Origin of the sequence: Lutibacter sp. B1 (genome assembly GCF_012524075.1) — a bacterium.
Classification (GTDB): Bacteria; Bacteroidota; Bacteroidia; order Flavobacteriales; family Flavobacteriaceae; genus Lutibacter.
Window position 1 is genome coordinate 83979 of the sequence record NZ_JAAZUI010000008.1, and the last position, 16514, is coordinate 100492.

The window sequence follows — 16514 nt, forward strand, 5'->3', positions numbered from 1 at the left end:
TTATCCACCGCTAACCGGAGGTATAATAGCCACAATATCACCTTTTTTCAACATTAAGTTATCTTCGGCATAATCTTCGTTTACTGCAATAGCAAAGTCATTTATATTTTTTAAACTGCTATATTCTTTTGTCAAGTCATATTTTAATTGCTTGATAGTTGTTTTTTTTTCTACCAAAAGAATAATAGAATTTTTTCCAACTAAATCAGCAGTAATTCCAAAAAATAATACTTGAATTTCCATTTATTTGATGATTTATGCAAAAATAACGTATTTAAAATTAAAAAATAACTTACTTATTTAAAATTATTCTAAATAATATATTGTGTGATTTTAATCACAAAACTAATACAACCAATAGTTAAATTTGTTTAATCCTATAAATATTTTAACAAAGAATGAAATATGGTTTTATAATAGATAACCGAAAATGTATTGGTTGTCATGCTTGTACAACGGCCTGTAAATCAGAACATGATGTAGCTGTTGGAGTTAACAGAACGTATGTTAAACAAGTTGAAAAGGGAGAATTCCCCAATACTCGAAGAATTTTTTCTGTAATGCGTTGCAATCATTGTACCGATGCTCCTTGTGTAGAAATTTGCCCAGTTGAGGCACTCTATACACGAGAAGATGGTATAGTAGATTTTGATAACAATCGGTGTATAGGTTGCAAATCGTGTATGCAAGCTTGCCCTTATGATGCGTTGTATATTGACCCTGATAATAATACTGCAGCAAAATGCAATTATTGTGCGCATAGAGTTGATGTTGGTCGTGAACCGGCTTGTGTAACTGTTTGTCCGGAACATGCAATTATTGCAGGAGATATGCACAATCCAACTACTGAAATATCACAATTGTTGGCACGCCAACATGTAAAAGTTCGTAAACCTGAAAAAGGAACAAATCCAAATTTGTTCTATATTGATGCAGATGAAGCCTCTTTGAACCCTGAAGCAACCGATAAATCAGGTCCAAGTTTATGGAATTCACAAGCTCGTGGTGTTGGACATTTTGCGAAAGCTGCAGAAAAAATGATGCATACAAATGATGATGTTGATTTATTGCAAATGACTATAGATAATGAAATTCAAGCAGCATATCAGAAAAAAGAAACTGAAAACCCAAATTATATTGATGTTTTAAGTGGGAAAGCCCGTAGAGTATACGATACACCAGACAAAGGAATTCTTTGGGGATGGGAAGTGTCAACCTATGTTTTTACTAAAGCAATAGCTGCAGGTGCTTTCTTAATTCCATTTTTAGCCATCATGTTAGGATATGATGTTTCAAACACAGCTAAACTTTGGTCGGCTGGAATTTCTCTTGTTTTTTTAGGATTAACAGGATTATTCTTAGTAATGGATTTAGACAGACCGGATCGTTTTTTAAATGTTCTTTTAAGACCACAATGGAATTCATGGCTAGTTAAAGGAGGTTATATTTTAACCATTTTTGGATTATTAGTAACTATTTGGGGAGTATCAACTTTGTTTGGTTGGAACATTCCTGAACAATCCTTGTTATGGGTAACCGCTGTTTTTGCAATATTGTTAGCCGTGTATACTGCTTTCTTATTTGCACAGGCAAAAGGACGTGATTTTTGGCAAAGCCCTACATTACCATTACACATGTTGGTTCATAGTGTAATGGCAGGAGCTGCAGTTTTTATTTTAGTCGGATTTGTTTTGGGTTATGAATATTGGATGGATATTTTAAAAATCACTTTAACCATCGCATTAGTTGTAAATGTATTTACGTTAATAACCGAGTTAACTGTAACTCATCCAACAACAGCCGCAAAAAAAGTTGTTAAAATGATTACCAAAGGTAGATATAAAAATCTGTTTTGGTTTGTAACTGTACTTATAGGAAATATTATTCCAATAGCACTTTTATTTTATGGAAACAGCGAAATAACAATTATTATAACAGCTGTTTTAGTTTTAATAGGAATTGTTTTTACAGAGAAAATTTGGGTTGAAGCACCTCAAAGAGTACCGTTAGCTTAATTAAAAAATAAAAATCATGGGATATAAAAAACCATCATTTATAGAAAATATTGCAGAAAAGTTAGGGATCATTCCTAATTTGCATAAAGAAGGATATCAAGAATTTGATAAAGATATGCGTCATTTTACCGACGAGGAAGTGGCTCAAATGTACGAGAATTTCCCATCACCTGAAAAATGGGATAATTGGGTGGAATACAACCCGAAAGTATGGCCTAAAAAGGAGAAAAAAACCTATCAAATTGTACCTACTACGTGTTTTAATTGTGAAAGTGCTTGCGGTTTAACTGCTTTTATTGATAAAGAAACTCAAGAAGTTAAAAAATTCGAAGGCAATCCGTATCATCCTGGAAGTAGAGGACGTAATTGTGCAAAAGGTCCGGCAACTATAAATCAAATTACTGATCCGGATCGAATTTTATTTCCTTTGAAAAGAAAAGGAAAAAGAGGAAGTGGAGAATGGGAACGTGTTTCGTGGGATGAGGTTTTAGACACCATTGCCGAGCGTATCAGAAATGCAATTAAAGAAAACCGTCATAATGAAGTTGCATATCATGTTGGACGCCCAGGTGCAGAAGGATTTATGAATTGGGTATTACAATCGTGGGGAATTGACGGACATAATTCTCACACCAATATCTGTTCTTCAGGAGCTCGATTTGGATACAATTTATGGTATGGGTACGACAGACCTTCACCTGATCATTCTGAAGCAAAATTCATTTTATTGGTATCTGCACATTTAGAGTCGGGACATTACTTCAATCCGCACGCACAACGTATTATTGAAGGAAAAATGAAAGGAGCAAAATTAGCAACTATGGATCCAAGATTATCTAATACGGCTTCCATGTCCGATTATTGGTTGCCTTCATATCCTGGAACTGAAGCTGCAGTTTTGTTAGCTATGGCTTTAATTATTTTAAAAGAAGGATTGTATAATAGAAAGTATTTAGAAAATTGGACAAACTGGAAAGAATATTTAAAAGCTCGGCATAGCGATAAAGAAGTAACTTTTGAGAACTACATTGCCGCTATGATTGATGAGTATAAAGAATTTACCCCCGAGTTTGCTGAAAAAGAATCAGGAGTAAAAGCCGAAATGATTGTTGAAATTGCGCATAAAATTGGTGAAGCTGGCGAACGTTTTGCTTCGCATAACTGGCGAGCAGCCGGAGCCTCAAATTTAGGTGGTTGGGCAGTAGCACGTTGTTTGCATTTTCTAACAGTGTTAACAGGTGCCGTTGGAGCCAAAGGAGGAACATCGCCAAACTCATGGAATAAATTTAAGCCTCAAGTACCAAATCCGCCAAAACCTCAAAAACAATGGAATGAGCTTCATTTTCCAAAAGAGTATCCTTTAGCATTTTTTGAAATGAGCCAACTTTTGCCACATATGTTAAAAGAAGGTCGTGGTAAAATGGATGTCTATTTTTCACGGGTTTTTAATCCTGTTTGGACGTATCCTGATGGATTTACTTGGATGGAAATGTTATCGGATGAAACTAAATTTGGACTACACGCAGCTTTAACTCCAACTTGGAACGAAACAGCTTTTTATGCAGATTTTGTATTGCCAATGGGATTGGCTTCTGAACGCCACGATTTAAACAGTTATGCAACACATAGTGGAACTTGGGTGGCTTTTCGTCAGCCTGTATTGCGTGAAGCAGCACGCAGAAATGGCAAACCGGTTGAATATACTTATCAGTCTAATCCGGGTGAAGTTTGGGAAGAAGATGAGTTTTGGATTGAATTGAGTTGGAGAATTGATCCTGATGGAAGTATGGGAATTCGTGAGCACTTTGAATCGCCTTATCGACCGGGTAAAAAAATTACAATAGATGAATACTACCAATATGTTTTTGAACGTGTAAAAGGTTTGCCGGAAGCTGCTGAAAAAGAAGGCTTAACAGCATTAGAATATATGCAAAAATACGGAGCTTTTGAAATAGAAAAACAGGGTTATAAAAAGAATGAAGTTAAATTAACGAAAGAACAATTAGAAGGTTCTGAAGTTGATAAAAATAACGATGTTATTTATAAAGACGGTAAAGCTATTGGAGTGATGGTTGATGGAGAAGCTTGTGTAGGTTTTCCTACACCATCTCGTAAAAACGAGTTTTATTCACAAACTATGGTAGATTGGAAATGGCCTGAGTATGCTACGCCAACGTATATTAAAAGCCATATTCATAATGATAATTTAGATAAATCTAAAGGAGAATACGTATTGGTGCCAACTTTTAGATTGCCTACTTTAATTCATTCTCGATCAGGAAATGCAAAATGGTTGGTGGAAATTTCCAATAGAAATCCTATTTGGATGCATCCGAACGATGCTGCAAAATGGGGCTTTAAAACCGGTGATTTGGTTAAAATGAATACTGATATAGGCTATTTTATTGATAAAGTTTGGGTAACACAAAGTATGAAACCGGGTGTTGTTGCGTGCTCACATCATATTGGACGTTGGCGTAGACAACAAGATAAAATTGGAAACCGCTGGGCAACAAATACTGTAGATATACAAGGAGATGGAAAAGGCAGGTGGAAAATGAATACAATTGCGGGTATAAAACCTTTTGAATCTGATGATAAAGATTCTAAACGAATTTTTTGGAAAGATGGTGGTGTGCACCAAAATATTACACATGCTGTACATCCTGATCCAATTAGCGGAATGCATTGTTGGCATCAGCGAGTTAAAATTGAAAAACCAAAAGAAGGTGAAAAATATGGAGATATTTTTGTTGATACGAATAAATCTCATGAAATTTATAAGGAATGGTTAGCAATGACTCGTCCTGCTCCAGGACCAAATGGTGAGCGTAGACCTCTTTGGTTTAAAAGAGCATTTCAACCAGATGAATCAGTCTATTACATTAAGAATAAAAAAGAAGAATAATTTAAATCCCGCAATTGTGGGATTTTTTTAGTTTTGTATGTGTTGAAAAATCTGCAAACATATTCCAATTTAATTAAAGCCGAAGCTAAACGATTAGGCTTTGACAGTTGTGGTATTGCCAAAGCCGAATTTTTAGAAGATGAAGCTCCAAAATTAGAACAATGGCTTAAAAATGGTTATCATGGCAAAATGCAATACATGGAGAATTATTTTGATAAACGGCTCGATCCTCGGTTATTAGTTGATGATGCAAAATCAGTTATTAGTTTATCATTTAATTATTTTCCTGAGAAATTTCAAAAAAAAGATTCCTATAGAGTAGCAAAGTATGCCTACGGAGAAGATTATCATCATGTGTTAAAATCAAAAATAAAAGAACTTACACATTTTATACAAAATACTATTGGTGAAGTTAATGGAAGAGCTTTTGTAGATTCTGCACCAGTTTTAGAACGTGCTTGGGCGCAAAAAAGCGGTTTGGGTTGGCAGGGAAAACATTCATTAATCATTCAAAAAAATAAAGGTTCGTTTTTCTTTTTGGTTGAACTGATTTTAGATATTGAATTAGCTTACGATTATCCTTTTGTAACAGATCATTGCGGAAAATGTACAAAATGCGTTGATGCGTGTCCAACGGAAGCTATTTTATCAAATAATATAATAGATGCCGGTAAGTGTATTTCGTATTTTACTATTGAATTAAAAGATGAATTGCCTTCAGAAATGAAAGGTAAATTTGAAGATTGGATGTTTGGCTGCGATATTTGTCAGGATGTTTGTCCGTGGAACCGATTTTCAAAACCACATTCCGAAGAAAAATTTAAACCTCATCCCGATTTGCTAACTATGAAAAAAAACGATTGGGAAGAAATTACGGAAGATGTTTTTAAAAACATTTTTAAAAAATCGGCTGTAAAGCGCACGAAATTTTCAGGTTTAACTCGAAATATTCAATTTTTAGAAAAATAATTTAATGTTGAATTTCTTTTAATAACACCTGTAGGTAGCACAATAGTTTGATGTTGAAATTCTTTATGTTTTTTTAATGCTTTAATTTCTTTAAGTAACAATTTTAAAGCACTTTTCCCCATTTCAAAACCAGGTTGATCTATAGTACTTAGTGAAGGGGAAATTACTGATGACATAAACCAGTTACTAAATCCAATAATTGATATTTGTTGAGGTATTTTAATCCCAACCTCATTAAAATAAGCAATAACTCCAATCGCTACAGGATCCGTTACTGCGAAAACACCATCAACATCTTTTTGTTCAGTATGAATTTGTTTTGCAAACCCATACCCTTCTTCAAAAGTAACCTTTTCACAAGTATATATTAATGATTTATCAAAAGTAATCTTATTGTCTTCTAAAGCTTTTTTATAACCTAAAAAACGGTCAATTGCATTTTGGGGGTTTAAAGGACCTCTTATATGAGCTATTTTTTTACAGCCAGAGTTAATTAAATGGCACGTAGCATCGTAAGCGGCTTTTCTGTCATCAATAACTACTTTTGAACAATTTAATAATTTGGTGATTTTATCAAATAGCACCAAAGGAACATTGTGGTCAATAACTTTTTGTAGATGTTCTATTGTTTTTGTGTTATTTGATAACGATATTAAAATACCGTCAACTCTTTTATCCAGGAGTAAATCAATCTGTTTTTTTTCTAATTCAAGAGATTCGTTTGATTGTAATGTAATAACTAAATACCCCTTTTTTTCAGCTTTTTCAATAATTGCATTTACAATACTTGAAAAAAAGTGATGAACAATTTCAGGTATAATTAAACCAATAGTTTTAGATTCTTGAGTGCGAAGATTTACAGCAAAAGAATTGGGTTTGTAATCAAGTTTATGAGCAAGTTTTAATACTGCTTTTCGAGTTTTTGGGCTAACATCAGTGTAATTTTTTAATGCTTTTGAAACAGTTGTAATTGAAATACCTAATTCTTGGGCAATTTCTTTTAGGGTAACTTCCTTCATAGTACAAAATTAAAGATAATAAATCATTTAACGAAAACGATTTCGTGCTTTTCGAAAACGATTTCGTTAATAATACAGAACATAAAGGTGTTAATAATAAATATATTTAACTAATTAAATGAGTTAAAATAATAATTAAATACTTATTATGAAAAAAATATTTTTATTTATCAGAGATTTCGTATTTGTAGCTTCCTTTCTAATTACAAGTTTTTCTTTTGCACAAAATACGAGTATAACAGGAGTTGTAACGGGCTCTTTTGGGGAACCACTTCCCGGAGTAAATATTGCTATTAAAGGCTCTGTAATAGGAACAATTTCAGATATGGAAGGTAAATATATCCTATCAAATGTTGAAAAGGGAAATTATACTATTGAGTTTTCTTATATTGGTTTTAAAACTGTTTTAAAAGAACTTAAAGTTGAAGGAACCGATTTAGTTGTTAACGTAGTTTTAATAGAAGACGTAATGTCTTTGGATGATGTGGTTATAACAGGAATTGCAAATCCACGGTCAAGAATTGAATCAAGTATTTCAGTAACAACAATGAAACCAGAAGTTATAAAGCAATCAGCACCTAGATCAACAGCTGAAATCTTTAGAACTATACCAGGAATTCGTTCTGAATCATCAGGGGGAGAGGGGAATGCTAATATCGCTGTAAGAGGTGTGCCAATTTCATCAGGAGGTTCAAAATATGTACAAATACAAGAGGATGGATTACCAGTATTATTATATGGTGATATTTCTTTTGCAACAGCAGATATTTTTACACGTTTTGATTCAAATATAAGAAGAATTGAAGCTATAAGAGGAGGTTCTGCATCAACCTTGTCTTCAAACTCACCGGGAGGTATTATTAATATAATAAGTAAAACAGGTAAAGAAGAAGGAGGCTCTGTAGGAACTACCTTTGGAGCAGATTATAATAGTTTTAGAACAGATTTTGATTATGGAGCACCAATTGGTAATGGTTTATATTTTCATATAGGAGGTTTTTATAGAGGAGGAGAAGGAGTTAGAGAAACTGATTTTACAGCAAATAATGGAGGTCAATTAAAATTTAATATTACAAAAGAATTTGAAAAAGGTTATGTAAGGATATATACTAAATTTTTAGATGATAAAGCGGCCGCTTATATGCCAATGCCTGTGAAAGTTACAGGTAGTAATAGCGATCCTGATTGGAAAAATGTTCATAATTTTGATGTTACTCACGGAGCTTTACAATCCTCTTATTTAACACAAAACAACAGTTTAGGTGCGGAAGGGAACATACATAGAACTAAAGTGTCAGAAGGAATGCACCCTGTTTCCTCCTCTGTAGGTATAGAAGCTTCTTTTGAATTAAACGATGGTTGGAAAATAAAAAATAATGGAAGATATTCTTCTAATAGCGGACATTTTATAGCTCCTTTCCCTGGAGAAGCGGCGAATACAGCCTCAATTATTTCAGAATCTTTTGGGGAAGGTTCAACTTTAACTTATGCAACAGATGGTTCTTTAGTAGATGGAAATCAATTAGTACATAGAATAGTAATGTTTGACACCAAGTTAAATGATTTCAATAATTTCATGAATGATTTAAGAATTACAAAATCATTTGAAAATCTGGATATTACAGTAGGGTATTTTAAGTCTATACAAAATTTATCTATGACCTGGATGCCAAATACATATTTACAGGAGGTTTCAGATAATAATGCACGATTGATAAATATATTTGACTCTTCAGGAAATCTTTTAACAGACAATGGGTTGGTAAATTATCATGCACCTTGGGGAGGAAGTTATAGTAATTATGATACAGAATATAATGTTTCAGCACCGTATGCTAATGTCTCTTTTGAAGCCTCTGATAAAATTACATTAGATGGTAGTATTCGTTACGATAAAGGAAAAGTTGATGGGTCGTTTGCAGGTATGACTAATACTGAGTATGATATAAATAAAGATGGAGAAATTTCTGTGCCAGAACAAAGTGTCGCAGTTATAGATTACACTAATGCTACACCTGTTAATTATGATTATGATTATGTGTCTTTCTCCGTAGGGGCTAATTATAAATTAAAAAATAGAGAAGCAGTATTTTTAAGATATAGTAGAGGTGCATCTGCCAAAGCAGATCGTGTTTTGTTTTCAGGATTAGATTATTTCAATGGAGACAAAGTTAATGATACAGATTTTCTTAATCAGGCAGAATTAGGGTATAAAAAAGGATTTGAAAATGGAGCGCTTTATGCTACTGCATTTTATGCAAAAACAGAAGAAGAAGGAGGTTATGAAGTTACATCAAACAGTATTATTGAAAACGATTATAAATCTTTTGGTATAGAATTAGAGGGTTTTTATAATTTTAATAACTTTAATTTAAGAGGAGCACTAACTTGGACAGATGCAGAAATAGACTCTGGTGAGAATGACGGTAATACACCAAGAAGACAACCGGATTTTATTTATAATATTATTCCATCTTATAGCTTTGGTAATGAAAAACAAAATTCGGTAGGATTAAGTTTTGTAGGTCAAACTAAAGCCTATGCTCAAGATTCAAACAAATTGGAAATGCCTGGATTTGTATTGGTAAATGGGTTTATAACTGTTGGGATTACAGAAAGTTTATATGTTAATTTAGCTGCTAATAATATTTTTGATTCTATAGGAATAACAGAAGCTGAAGAAGGAAGTATTACAAAAGGAGTTGTTAATTATGTGAGAGCAAGGTCTTTACCAGGAAGATCTATATCTGCCTCTCTTACTTATAATTTTTAAAAGTTTATTATAATAATTACAGCTTCAATTAAGAAAATTGACAAAAAGAGGTTAAAATATTGGCCGTTTAATATTCAGAAATTAACAAAAAAGGTGTGCCTATTTAAAATACTAATTTGCAATTTATGCTAAAACAATAAAAAAAGATAGGTCACCTTTTAAATATTTAACACTAAAATTATCGAAGCACTTGAAAAATAAGATACAATTAATTACATACGTTGATAGATTGGGATGTAAGAACATCCAGGATTTAAATTTACTGTTCAAAAATGAGTTTAAAGGGTTTTTTGGAGGTGTACATATATTACCTTTCTTTTTTCCTTTTGATGGAGAAGATGCAGGGTTTGATCCAATAAACCATCAATTAATAGACCCAAGATTAGGTGATTGGGATGATTTGAATGATTTAAGTAATGAAGTGGATATTATGGCTGACTTAATTGTAAATCATGTATCTGCAAAATCAGAAGAATTTAAAGACTATATTGAAAAAGGAAAGAAATCTGCACATGCCTCCATGTTTTTATGTTATGAAAAGGTTTTTCCAAAAGGAGCTTTAGAAGCCGATTTATTAAAAATATACCGTCCTCGTCCCGGGTTTCCGTTTACAGCTTTTAAGTTAAATGATGGATCAAATAAATTAATTTGGACCACATTTACAAGTAATCAGATAGATATTGATGTTACAAGTGAGATGGGAGCTAAATATTTAGAAGACATTTTAACAACATTTCAAAATGCAGGAATTACCATAATTCGCCTTGATGCTGCAGGGTATGCAGTCAAAAAAAAAGGGACAACCTGTTTTATGATTGATGAAACTTTTGAGTTTATTTCACAGTTAACAAAAAAGGCGAAAGCTAAAGGTATGGAAGTATTGGTTGAAATACATTCATATTATAGAACTCAAATTGAAATTGCAAGAAGAGTAGACTATGTGTATGATTTTGCACTTCCAGTATTGGTTTTGGATACACTTTTTAATAAAAATACATTAAGTTTAAAAAAATGGTTAAAAGTAAGTCCGAGAAATGCAATAACTGTACTTGATACACATGATGGAATTGGAATAGTTGATGTAGCTGCAGAAGATGATAAACCGGGTTTAATTGAAGATGAAATATTGGATAAAATTGTTCAGCAAATTCATATAAATAGTAAAAAAGAAAGTTTAAAAGCTACAGGAGAAGCAGCTTCAAATTTAGATTTGTATCAAGTAAATTGTACTTATTTTGATGCTTTAGGAAGGGATGAAAAAGCATATCTTATTGCAAGAGCCATTCAGTTTTTTGTTCCTGGTGTACCACAAGTATATTATGTTGGTTTATTTGCAGGAGAAAACGATATGGAATTACTTGAAAAAACAAATACTGGAAGAGATATTAATAGGCATTATTATACACCAAAAGAAATTATTTCACAGTTGAAAAAACCGTTCATTAAAGAATTAACGGAATTAATGTTTTTCCGTAATAATCACAATGCTTTTAATGGAGATTTTAATCTTATTAACACAGAAAGCCATATTCTAAACATAAAATGGATAAATAATGATGACTGGGCAGAGCTTTTTATTGATTTAGATACAATGGAGATGAAAATTAAATTTTCAGCACACAATAATAAATTAAATAGCAAGCGGGATTGTTTTAAATAAAAAAATAATGATTAATCAAGATATTCATAAAAACACGTATAATCAACGAAATATTAAATGGCTTACATACTTAATGTTCATGATGTTTGCCATGACAACTGATGCTGTTGGAGTTATTATTCCAGAAGTAATGGGAAAATTCAATTTATCCATGACAGCAGCAGGTCTTTTACACTATGGTCCAATGACAGCGATTGCTTTAGCAGGTATTTTTCTTGGGTTTTTAGCAGATAAATTAGGGAGAAAAAAAACGATTGTTATAGGTCTCACCATATTTGTTATTAGTTCTTATTTGTTTCTTATAGGAAATACTTTTGGGTTCTTTCTACTTCTCTTAATAATTTCAGGAGTTGCAATTGGTATTTTTAAAACAGGAGCATTAGCATTAATTGGAGATATGTCAAGGTCTACCAATGAACATACATCAACAATGAATATTGTTGAAGGTTTTTTTGGTGTAGGTGCTATTATTGGACCATTTTTAGTAAGCTATTTTTTGTCTCAAAATGTAGATTGGAAGTGGCTTTACATAGTGGCAGCAACATTGTGTGTGGTTTTAATAATAATGGCTTTATTGGCAAAATATCCGGAAACCAAGAAAACTACTGAAGAACCAATTAATGTAAAACGAACATTAAAAATGGTTAAAGATCCATATGCATTGGGGTTTTCAATGGGTGCTTTTCTATACGTATCAATAGAGGCCGCTATTTATGTATGGATGCCAACATTAATTGCAGATTATGACGGAAGTTTTATGTTTATAGCAATTTATGCTTTGCCTATATTTTTTATTTTAAGAGCTGGAGGAAGATTTTTTGGGGCTTGGTTATTAGCTAATCTTAATTGGACGGTTGTATTAACTATATCAAGTTTATTAATTTTCTTATGTTATGCTTTTAGTTTTTTAAATGATACAGCTACTGTAATTTTATTACCGCTTTCGGGTTTATTTATGTCGGTAATTTATCCGACAATAAATTCAAAAGGGATAAGTTGTTTTCCAAAATCAAGCCACGGTTCAGTTGCTGGAATAATTTTATTTTTCACATCAGCAGGAGCTGCTATAGGACCTTTATTAATGGGAGTTATTAGCGATTTATTTGATTCTCAAGCAAAATATGGTTTTATATTTGCAACTGTATTGGCAGGTTTATTATTTATAGGATTTCTTTTGAATATGATATTTAAACCAACAAAAAAACGTTTGGAATTATTAAATAAAAGTGAGTATTAAAAGAGCAAATAAAAATTATTATGATAAGAAAGAAGTTTAATGTTGTTGGAATTGGAGAATTACTTTGGGATGTATTGCCTGATAGTAAAGAGTTAGGAGGAGCTCCTGCAAATTTCACATATCATGCTAATTATTTGGGAGCAAACTCTACTATTATTAGTGCTGTGGGTGATGATGAACTAGGTGAAGAGATTCTTTTACTTTTAAAAGAGAGAAATTTAAAATATACAATTAACATAGTTGAATATCCTACAGGTGAGGTTTCTGTACAACTTGATAATGGAATTCCAAATTATGTTATTCATGAAAATGTAGCGTGGGATTTTATAAAACTTAAAAAAGAGGCAATTTCTATTTTAAAAAAAGCTGATGCTATTTGTTTTGGAACGCTATCACAACGTTCAAAAGAATCTTTTAAAACAATTCAAAAGGCTTTGAATTTAGTTCCTGCTACTGCATTAAAAATTTTTGATGTTAATTTTAGGCAATCATATTACAGTAAAAACATTATCGAAAATTCTTTAAAATATGCTAATGTCTTAAAGCTTAATGATGAGGAACTTATAATTTTAAGTAATATGTTTAATTTACCAAACAGTCAGGATGAAGCTTGTAAAAAATTATTCAATCAGTTTGATTTGAAATTGTTGGCATTAACTATTGGGTCAAAGGGTAGTGTTCTGTTTAATCAAAAAGAAATATCCAGATATTCTGTTCCAAAAGTAGTAGTCGTTGATACTATTGGAGCTGGAGATTCTTTTACTGCTGCATTGGTAGTGGGAATGCTAAAGGGAAAATCTTTAGAGCAAATTCATAAAGATGCAAATGAACATGCTGCTAAAGTTTGTATGTATAGAGGAGCTACCCCTACATTTTAATTTTAGAATAATAATTCTCTCATTATCATTCAATAAATCAATAATCCATCTTAAGTTAGAAAGGTTACAAAGCGCAATATTTCAAATGAATAAAAGACTAATTAATCATTTTTTGCTTTATCTTTGTTAGTTCATACAAAATACTGTTTTCATGAGAGATTCAAGAAAAAAGAGTGAGGCTTTATTATACCACTCAACACCTACTCCAGGGAAAATTAAAGTAGTACCTACAAAAAAACATTCAACACAACGCGATTTATCATTAGCCTATTCGCCGGGTGTTGCAGAACCGTGTTTAGAAATTGAAAAAAATCCTGATGATGTATATAAATACACTGCTAAAGGGAATTTAGTTGCAGTAATTTCTAACGGAACAGCTGTTTTAGGATTGGGAGATATTGGACCTTTAGCAGGAAAGCCTGTTATGGAAGGGAAAGGACTTCTTTTTAAAATATTTGCTGATATTGATGTTTTTGATATTGAAGTAGATACAAAAGATGTAGAAAAGTTTATAGAAACAGTTAAAAATATAGCACCAACTTTTGGAGGTATTAATTTAGAAGATATTAAAGCACCTGAAGCATTCGAGATTGAGCGTAGGTTGAAAGAAGAATTAGATATTCCTGTAATGCACGATGATCAGCATGGTACTGCAATAATATCGGCAGCCGCACTAAAAAACGCACTTGAAATTACAGGAAAAGATATTACAAAAGTTAAAATTGTGGTAAATGGAGCCGGTGCGGCAGCAATTTCTTGTACTCGTTTGTATTTAGCACTTGGAGCAAAAAGAGAAAATGTTGTTATGTGCGATAGTAAAGGTGTAATTAGAAAAGATATTGAAAACTTGTCACCACAAAAAGCTGAATTTGCAACATCAAGAGATATCAGAACTTTAGCTGAAGCAATTATTGATGCAGATGTATTTATTGGCTTGTCGGTTGCTGATGTTTTTACACCAAAAATGTTATTAGCAATGGCTAAAGACCCAATTGTTTTTGCTATGGCAAATCCAAATCCTGAAATTGCTTATGATGTTGCCATTAAAACAAGAAAAGATGTAATTATGGCAACGGGTCGTTCCGATCATCCTAATCAGGTAAATAACGTGTTAGGGTTCCCATTTATTTTTAGAGGAGCGTTAGATGTAAGAGCTTCTAAAATTAATGAAGAAATGAAGGTGGCAGCTGTACATGCTTTGGCAAATTTAGCTAAAGAGCCTGTACCTGAGCAAGTTAATATAACGTATGGTGAAACAAATATTCAATTCGGAAAAGACTATATAATTCCTAAACCATTCGACCACAGATTAATTACTGAAGTTCCGCCGGCAGTTGCAAAAGCCGCTATAGAATCTGGAGTTGCGAAAGAACCTATTACCGATTGGGAGGCATATAAAGAAATTTTAGCCGAGCGTTTAGGTACAGGAAGCAAATTAATGCGTATGCTTATGACTAGAGCAAAAACTGATTTAAAAACAATTGTTTTTGCTGAAGCCGATCATTTAAATGTATTAAAAGCTGCCCAAATTATTTATGATGATGGAATTGGGAAACCAATTTTATTAGGAAATAAAAAGATTATAAAAGAATTAATGGAGGAAATCCATTTTGATGCAGATGTAACTATTATTGATCCTCATTCCGAAGAGGAAGCTGAAAGAAGAAAAAGATTTGCACATTTGTATTGGGAGAAAAGACAACGTCACGGATTAACATTACTGGACGCTCAAAAATTGATGAAAGAGCGCAATTATTTTGCCGCTATGATGTTAAATGTCAATGAAGCAGATTCTTTGGTAACAGGATATTCAAGAAATTATCCTGCGGTTGTAAAACCAATGATTGAGTTAATAGGTACTCAAAGAGGTGTTGATAGAATTGCTGCTACCAGCATTATGTTAACCAAAAGAGGCCCAATGTTTTTCTCAGATACTGCAATAAATATCAATCCATCAGCAAAAGAATTAGCTAATATTGCATATATGACAAATATTGGAATTAAAATGTTTGGTTTTGAACCAAACATAGCAATGTTATCATTTTCAAATTTTGGATCTTCAAAATCAGATGAAGCTAATAAAGTTTCAGAAGCTGTAGAGATATTGCATAAAAAACATCCAAAAATAAATGTAGATGGTGAACTGCAAGCCGATTTTGCATTGAATCCTATAATGCTAAAAGAAAAATTCCCATTTTCTAAATTAGTTGATAAAAAAGTAAACGGTTTAATTTTTCCAGATTTACAATCAGCAAATATTGGGTATAAATTAATGAAAGAATTCAACAGTATTGATACTATTGGCCCTATAATAATGGGACTTAAAAAGCCTGTTCACATTATTCAGCTTGGAGCAAGTGTAGACGAAATTGTTAATACAGCTTGTGTTACACTTGTACATGCTCAAGAACAAAGTAAAAATAAACAATAATTTTATTACATTTGGAGCATAAGAAATAAGAAAGCTGTAATATGATTACTCACATAAAAGGCAAATTGGTAGAGAAAAACCCTACCTATGCTGTTATTGAAACAAACGGAGTAGGATATTGGTTAAACATTTCATTAAACACATATACTCAGTTGCCAGACACTGAGGCAGTGATGCTATATACTCATTTACTGGTTAGGGAAGATTCAAATACTTTGTATGGTTTTATTGATAAAATTGAAAGAGAAATATTCAGATTACTAATTTCGGTATCAGGAGTTGGTCCCAGTATAGCTCGCACAATGTTATCTTCTATGACAACTGATGAAATTCAATCAGCAATAGCTTCAGGAAATGTAGGTGTAATTCAATCTGTTAAAGGCATAGGTGTTAAAACTGCTCAACGGGTGTTAGTAGATTTGAAAGATAAAATTGATAAAACCTATAATATTGGTGAAGTTTCTTCAACAGAAAACAATACGAATAAAAATGAAGCGTTATCTGCTTTAGAAGTATTAGGTTTTGCCAGCAAACAATCAGAAAAAGTATTAGATAAAATTTTATTAGAAGATAAAACCTTAAGTGTAGAAGTTTTAATAAAAAAAGCGCTAAAAAATTTATAGG

Annotated in this window: 11 protein-coding genes; 9 read left to right on the forward strand and 2 right to left on the reverse strand. The window is 32.3% G+C overall.

What is annotated here, in order from left to right; all coding sequences use genetic code 11:
- Nucleotides 1-243 carry a MoaD/ThiS family protein gene (locus HGB55_RS06585; RefSeq protein WP_168815833.1) on the reverse strand — a complete coding sequence of 81 codons (243 nt, stop codon included), beginning with the start codon at nt 241-243 and terminating at the stop codon, nt 1-3.
- A 155-nt stretch (nt 244-398) separates the two neighbouring features.
- Between HGB55_RS06585 and nrfD the strand changes: the two genes are divergently transcribed.
- Genes nrfD through queG form a run of 3 tightly spaced genes read left to right on the forward strand, consistent with a single transcriptional unit; the run spans nt 399 to nt 5892 of the window.
- On the forward strand, nt 399-2015 hold the full coding sequence (gene nrfD / locus HGB55_RS06590) for an NrfD/PsrC family molybdoenzyme membrane anchor subunit (protein ID WP_168815835.1): 1617 nt from the start codon (nt 399-401) through the stop codon (nt 2013-2015).
- 16 nt (nt 2016-2031) lie between these two features.
- Entirely contained in the window at nt 2032-4923 is a 2892-nt protein-coding gene (locus HGB55_RS06595) for a molybdopterin-dependent oxidoreductase (RefSeq protein ID WP_168815837.1), read from the forward strand.
- Nucleotides 4924-4965: 42 nt separating this feature from the next.
- Nucleotides 4966-5892, forward strand: a complete 927-nt coding sequence (gene queG, locus HGB55_RS06600; RefSeq protein WP_211047358.1) for a tRNA epoxyqueuosine(34) reductase QueG — start codon at nt 4966-4968, stop codon at nt 5890-5892.
- Here queG and HGB55_RS06605 read toward each other — a convergent pair.
- Nucleotides 5874-6911, reverse strand: coding sequence for a LacI family DNA-binding transcriptional regulator (locus HGB55_RS06605; RefSeq protein WP_168815840.1), 1038 nt, complete (start codon nt 6909-6911; stop codon nt 5874-5876). The genes queG and HGB55_RS06605 overlap by 19 nt on opposite strands.
- 148 nt (nt 6912-7059) lie before the next feature.
- On the opposite strand from HGB55_RS06605, the gene HGB55_RS06610 reads away from it, so the two are divergent.
- The 6 genes from HGB55_RS06610 to ruvA all read left to right on the forward strand — a co-directional run bounded on the left by HGB55_RS06610 (nt 7060) and on the right by ruvA (nt 16513).
- On the forward strand, nt 7060-9684 hold the full coding sequence (locus HGB55_RS06610; protein ID WP_168815842.1) for a TonB-dependent receptor: 2625 nt from the start codon (nt 7060-7062) through the stop codon (nt 9682-9684).
- A gap of 190 nt (nt 9685-9874) precedes the next feature.
- Nucleotides 9875-11344 (forward strand): sucrose phosphorylase, encoded by a 1470-nt coding sequence (gene gtfA, locus HGB55_RS06615; protein ID WP_168815844.1) that lies wholly within the window; start codon nt 9875-9877, stop codon nt 11342-11344.
- Between the two features lie 7 nt (nt 11345-11351).
- Nucleotides 11352-12581, forward strand: a complete 1230-nt coding sequence (locus HGB55_RS06620; protein ID WP_168815846.1) for a sugar MFS transporter — start codon at nt 11352-11354, stop codon at nt 12579-12581.
- Between the two features lie 20 nt (nt 12582-12601).
- Nucleotides 12602-13459 (forward strand): carbohydrate kinase, encoded by an 858-nt coding sequence (locus tag HGB55_RS06625; protein WP_168815848.1) that lies wholly within the window; start codon nt 12602-12604, stop codon nt 13457-13459.
- A 151-nt stretch (nt 13460-13610) separates the two neighbouring features.
- Nucleotides 13611-15890, forward strand: a complete 2280-nt coding sequence (locus HGB55_RS06630) for an NADP-dependent malic enzyme (protein WP_168815850.1) — start codon at nt 13611-13613, stop codon at nt 15888-15890.
- A 41-nt stretch (nt 15891-15931) separates the two neighbouring features.
- The gene (gene ruvA, locus HGB55_RS06635; RefSeq protein ID WP_168815852.1) at nt 15932-16513 is read left to right on the forward strand and encodes a Holliday junction branch migration protein RuvA; all 582 of its coding nucleotides are present in this window, start codon (nt 15932-15934) and stop codon (nt 16511-16513) included.
- The last annotated feature ends 1 nt before the right edge of the window (nt 16514 follow it).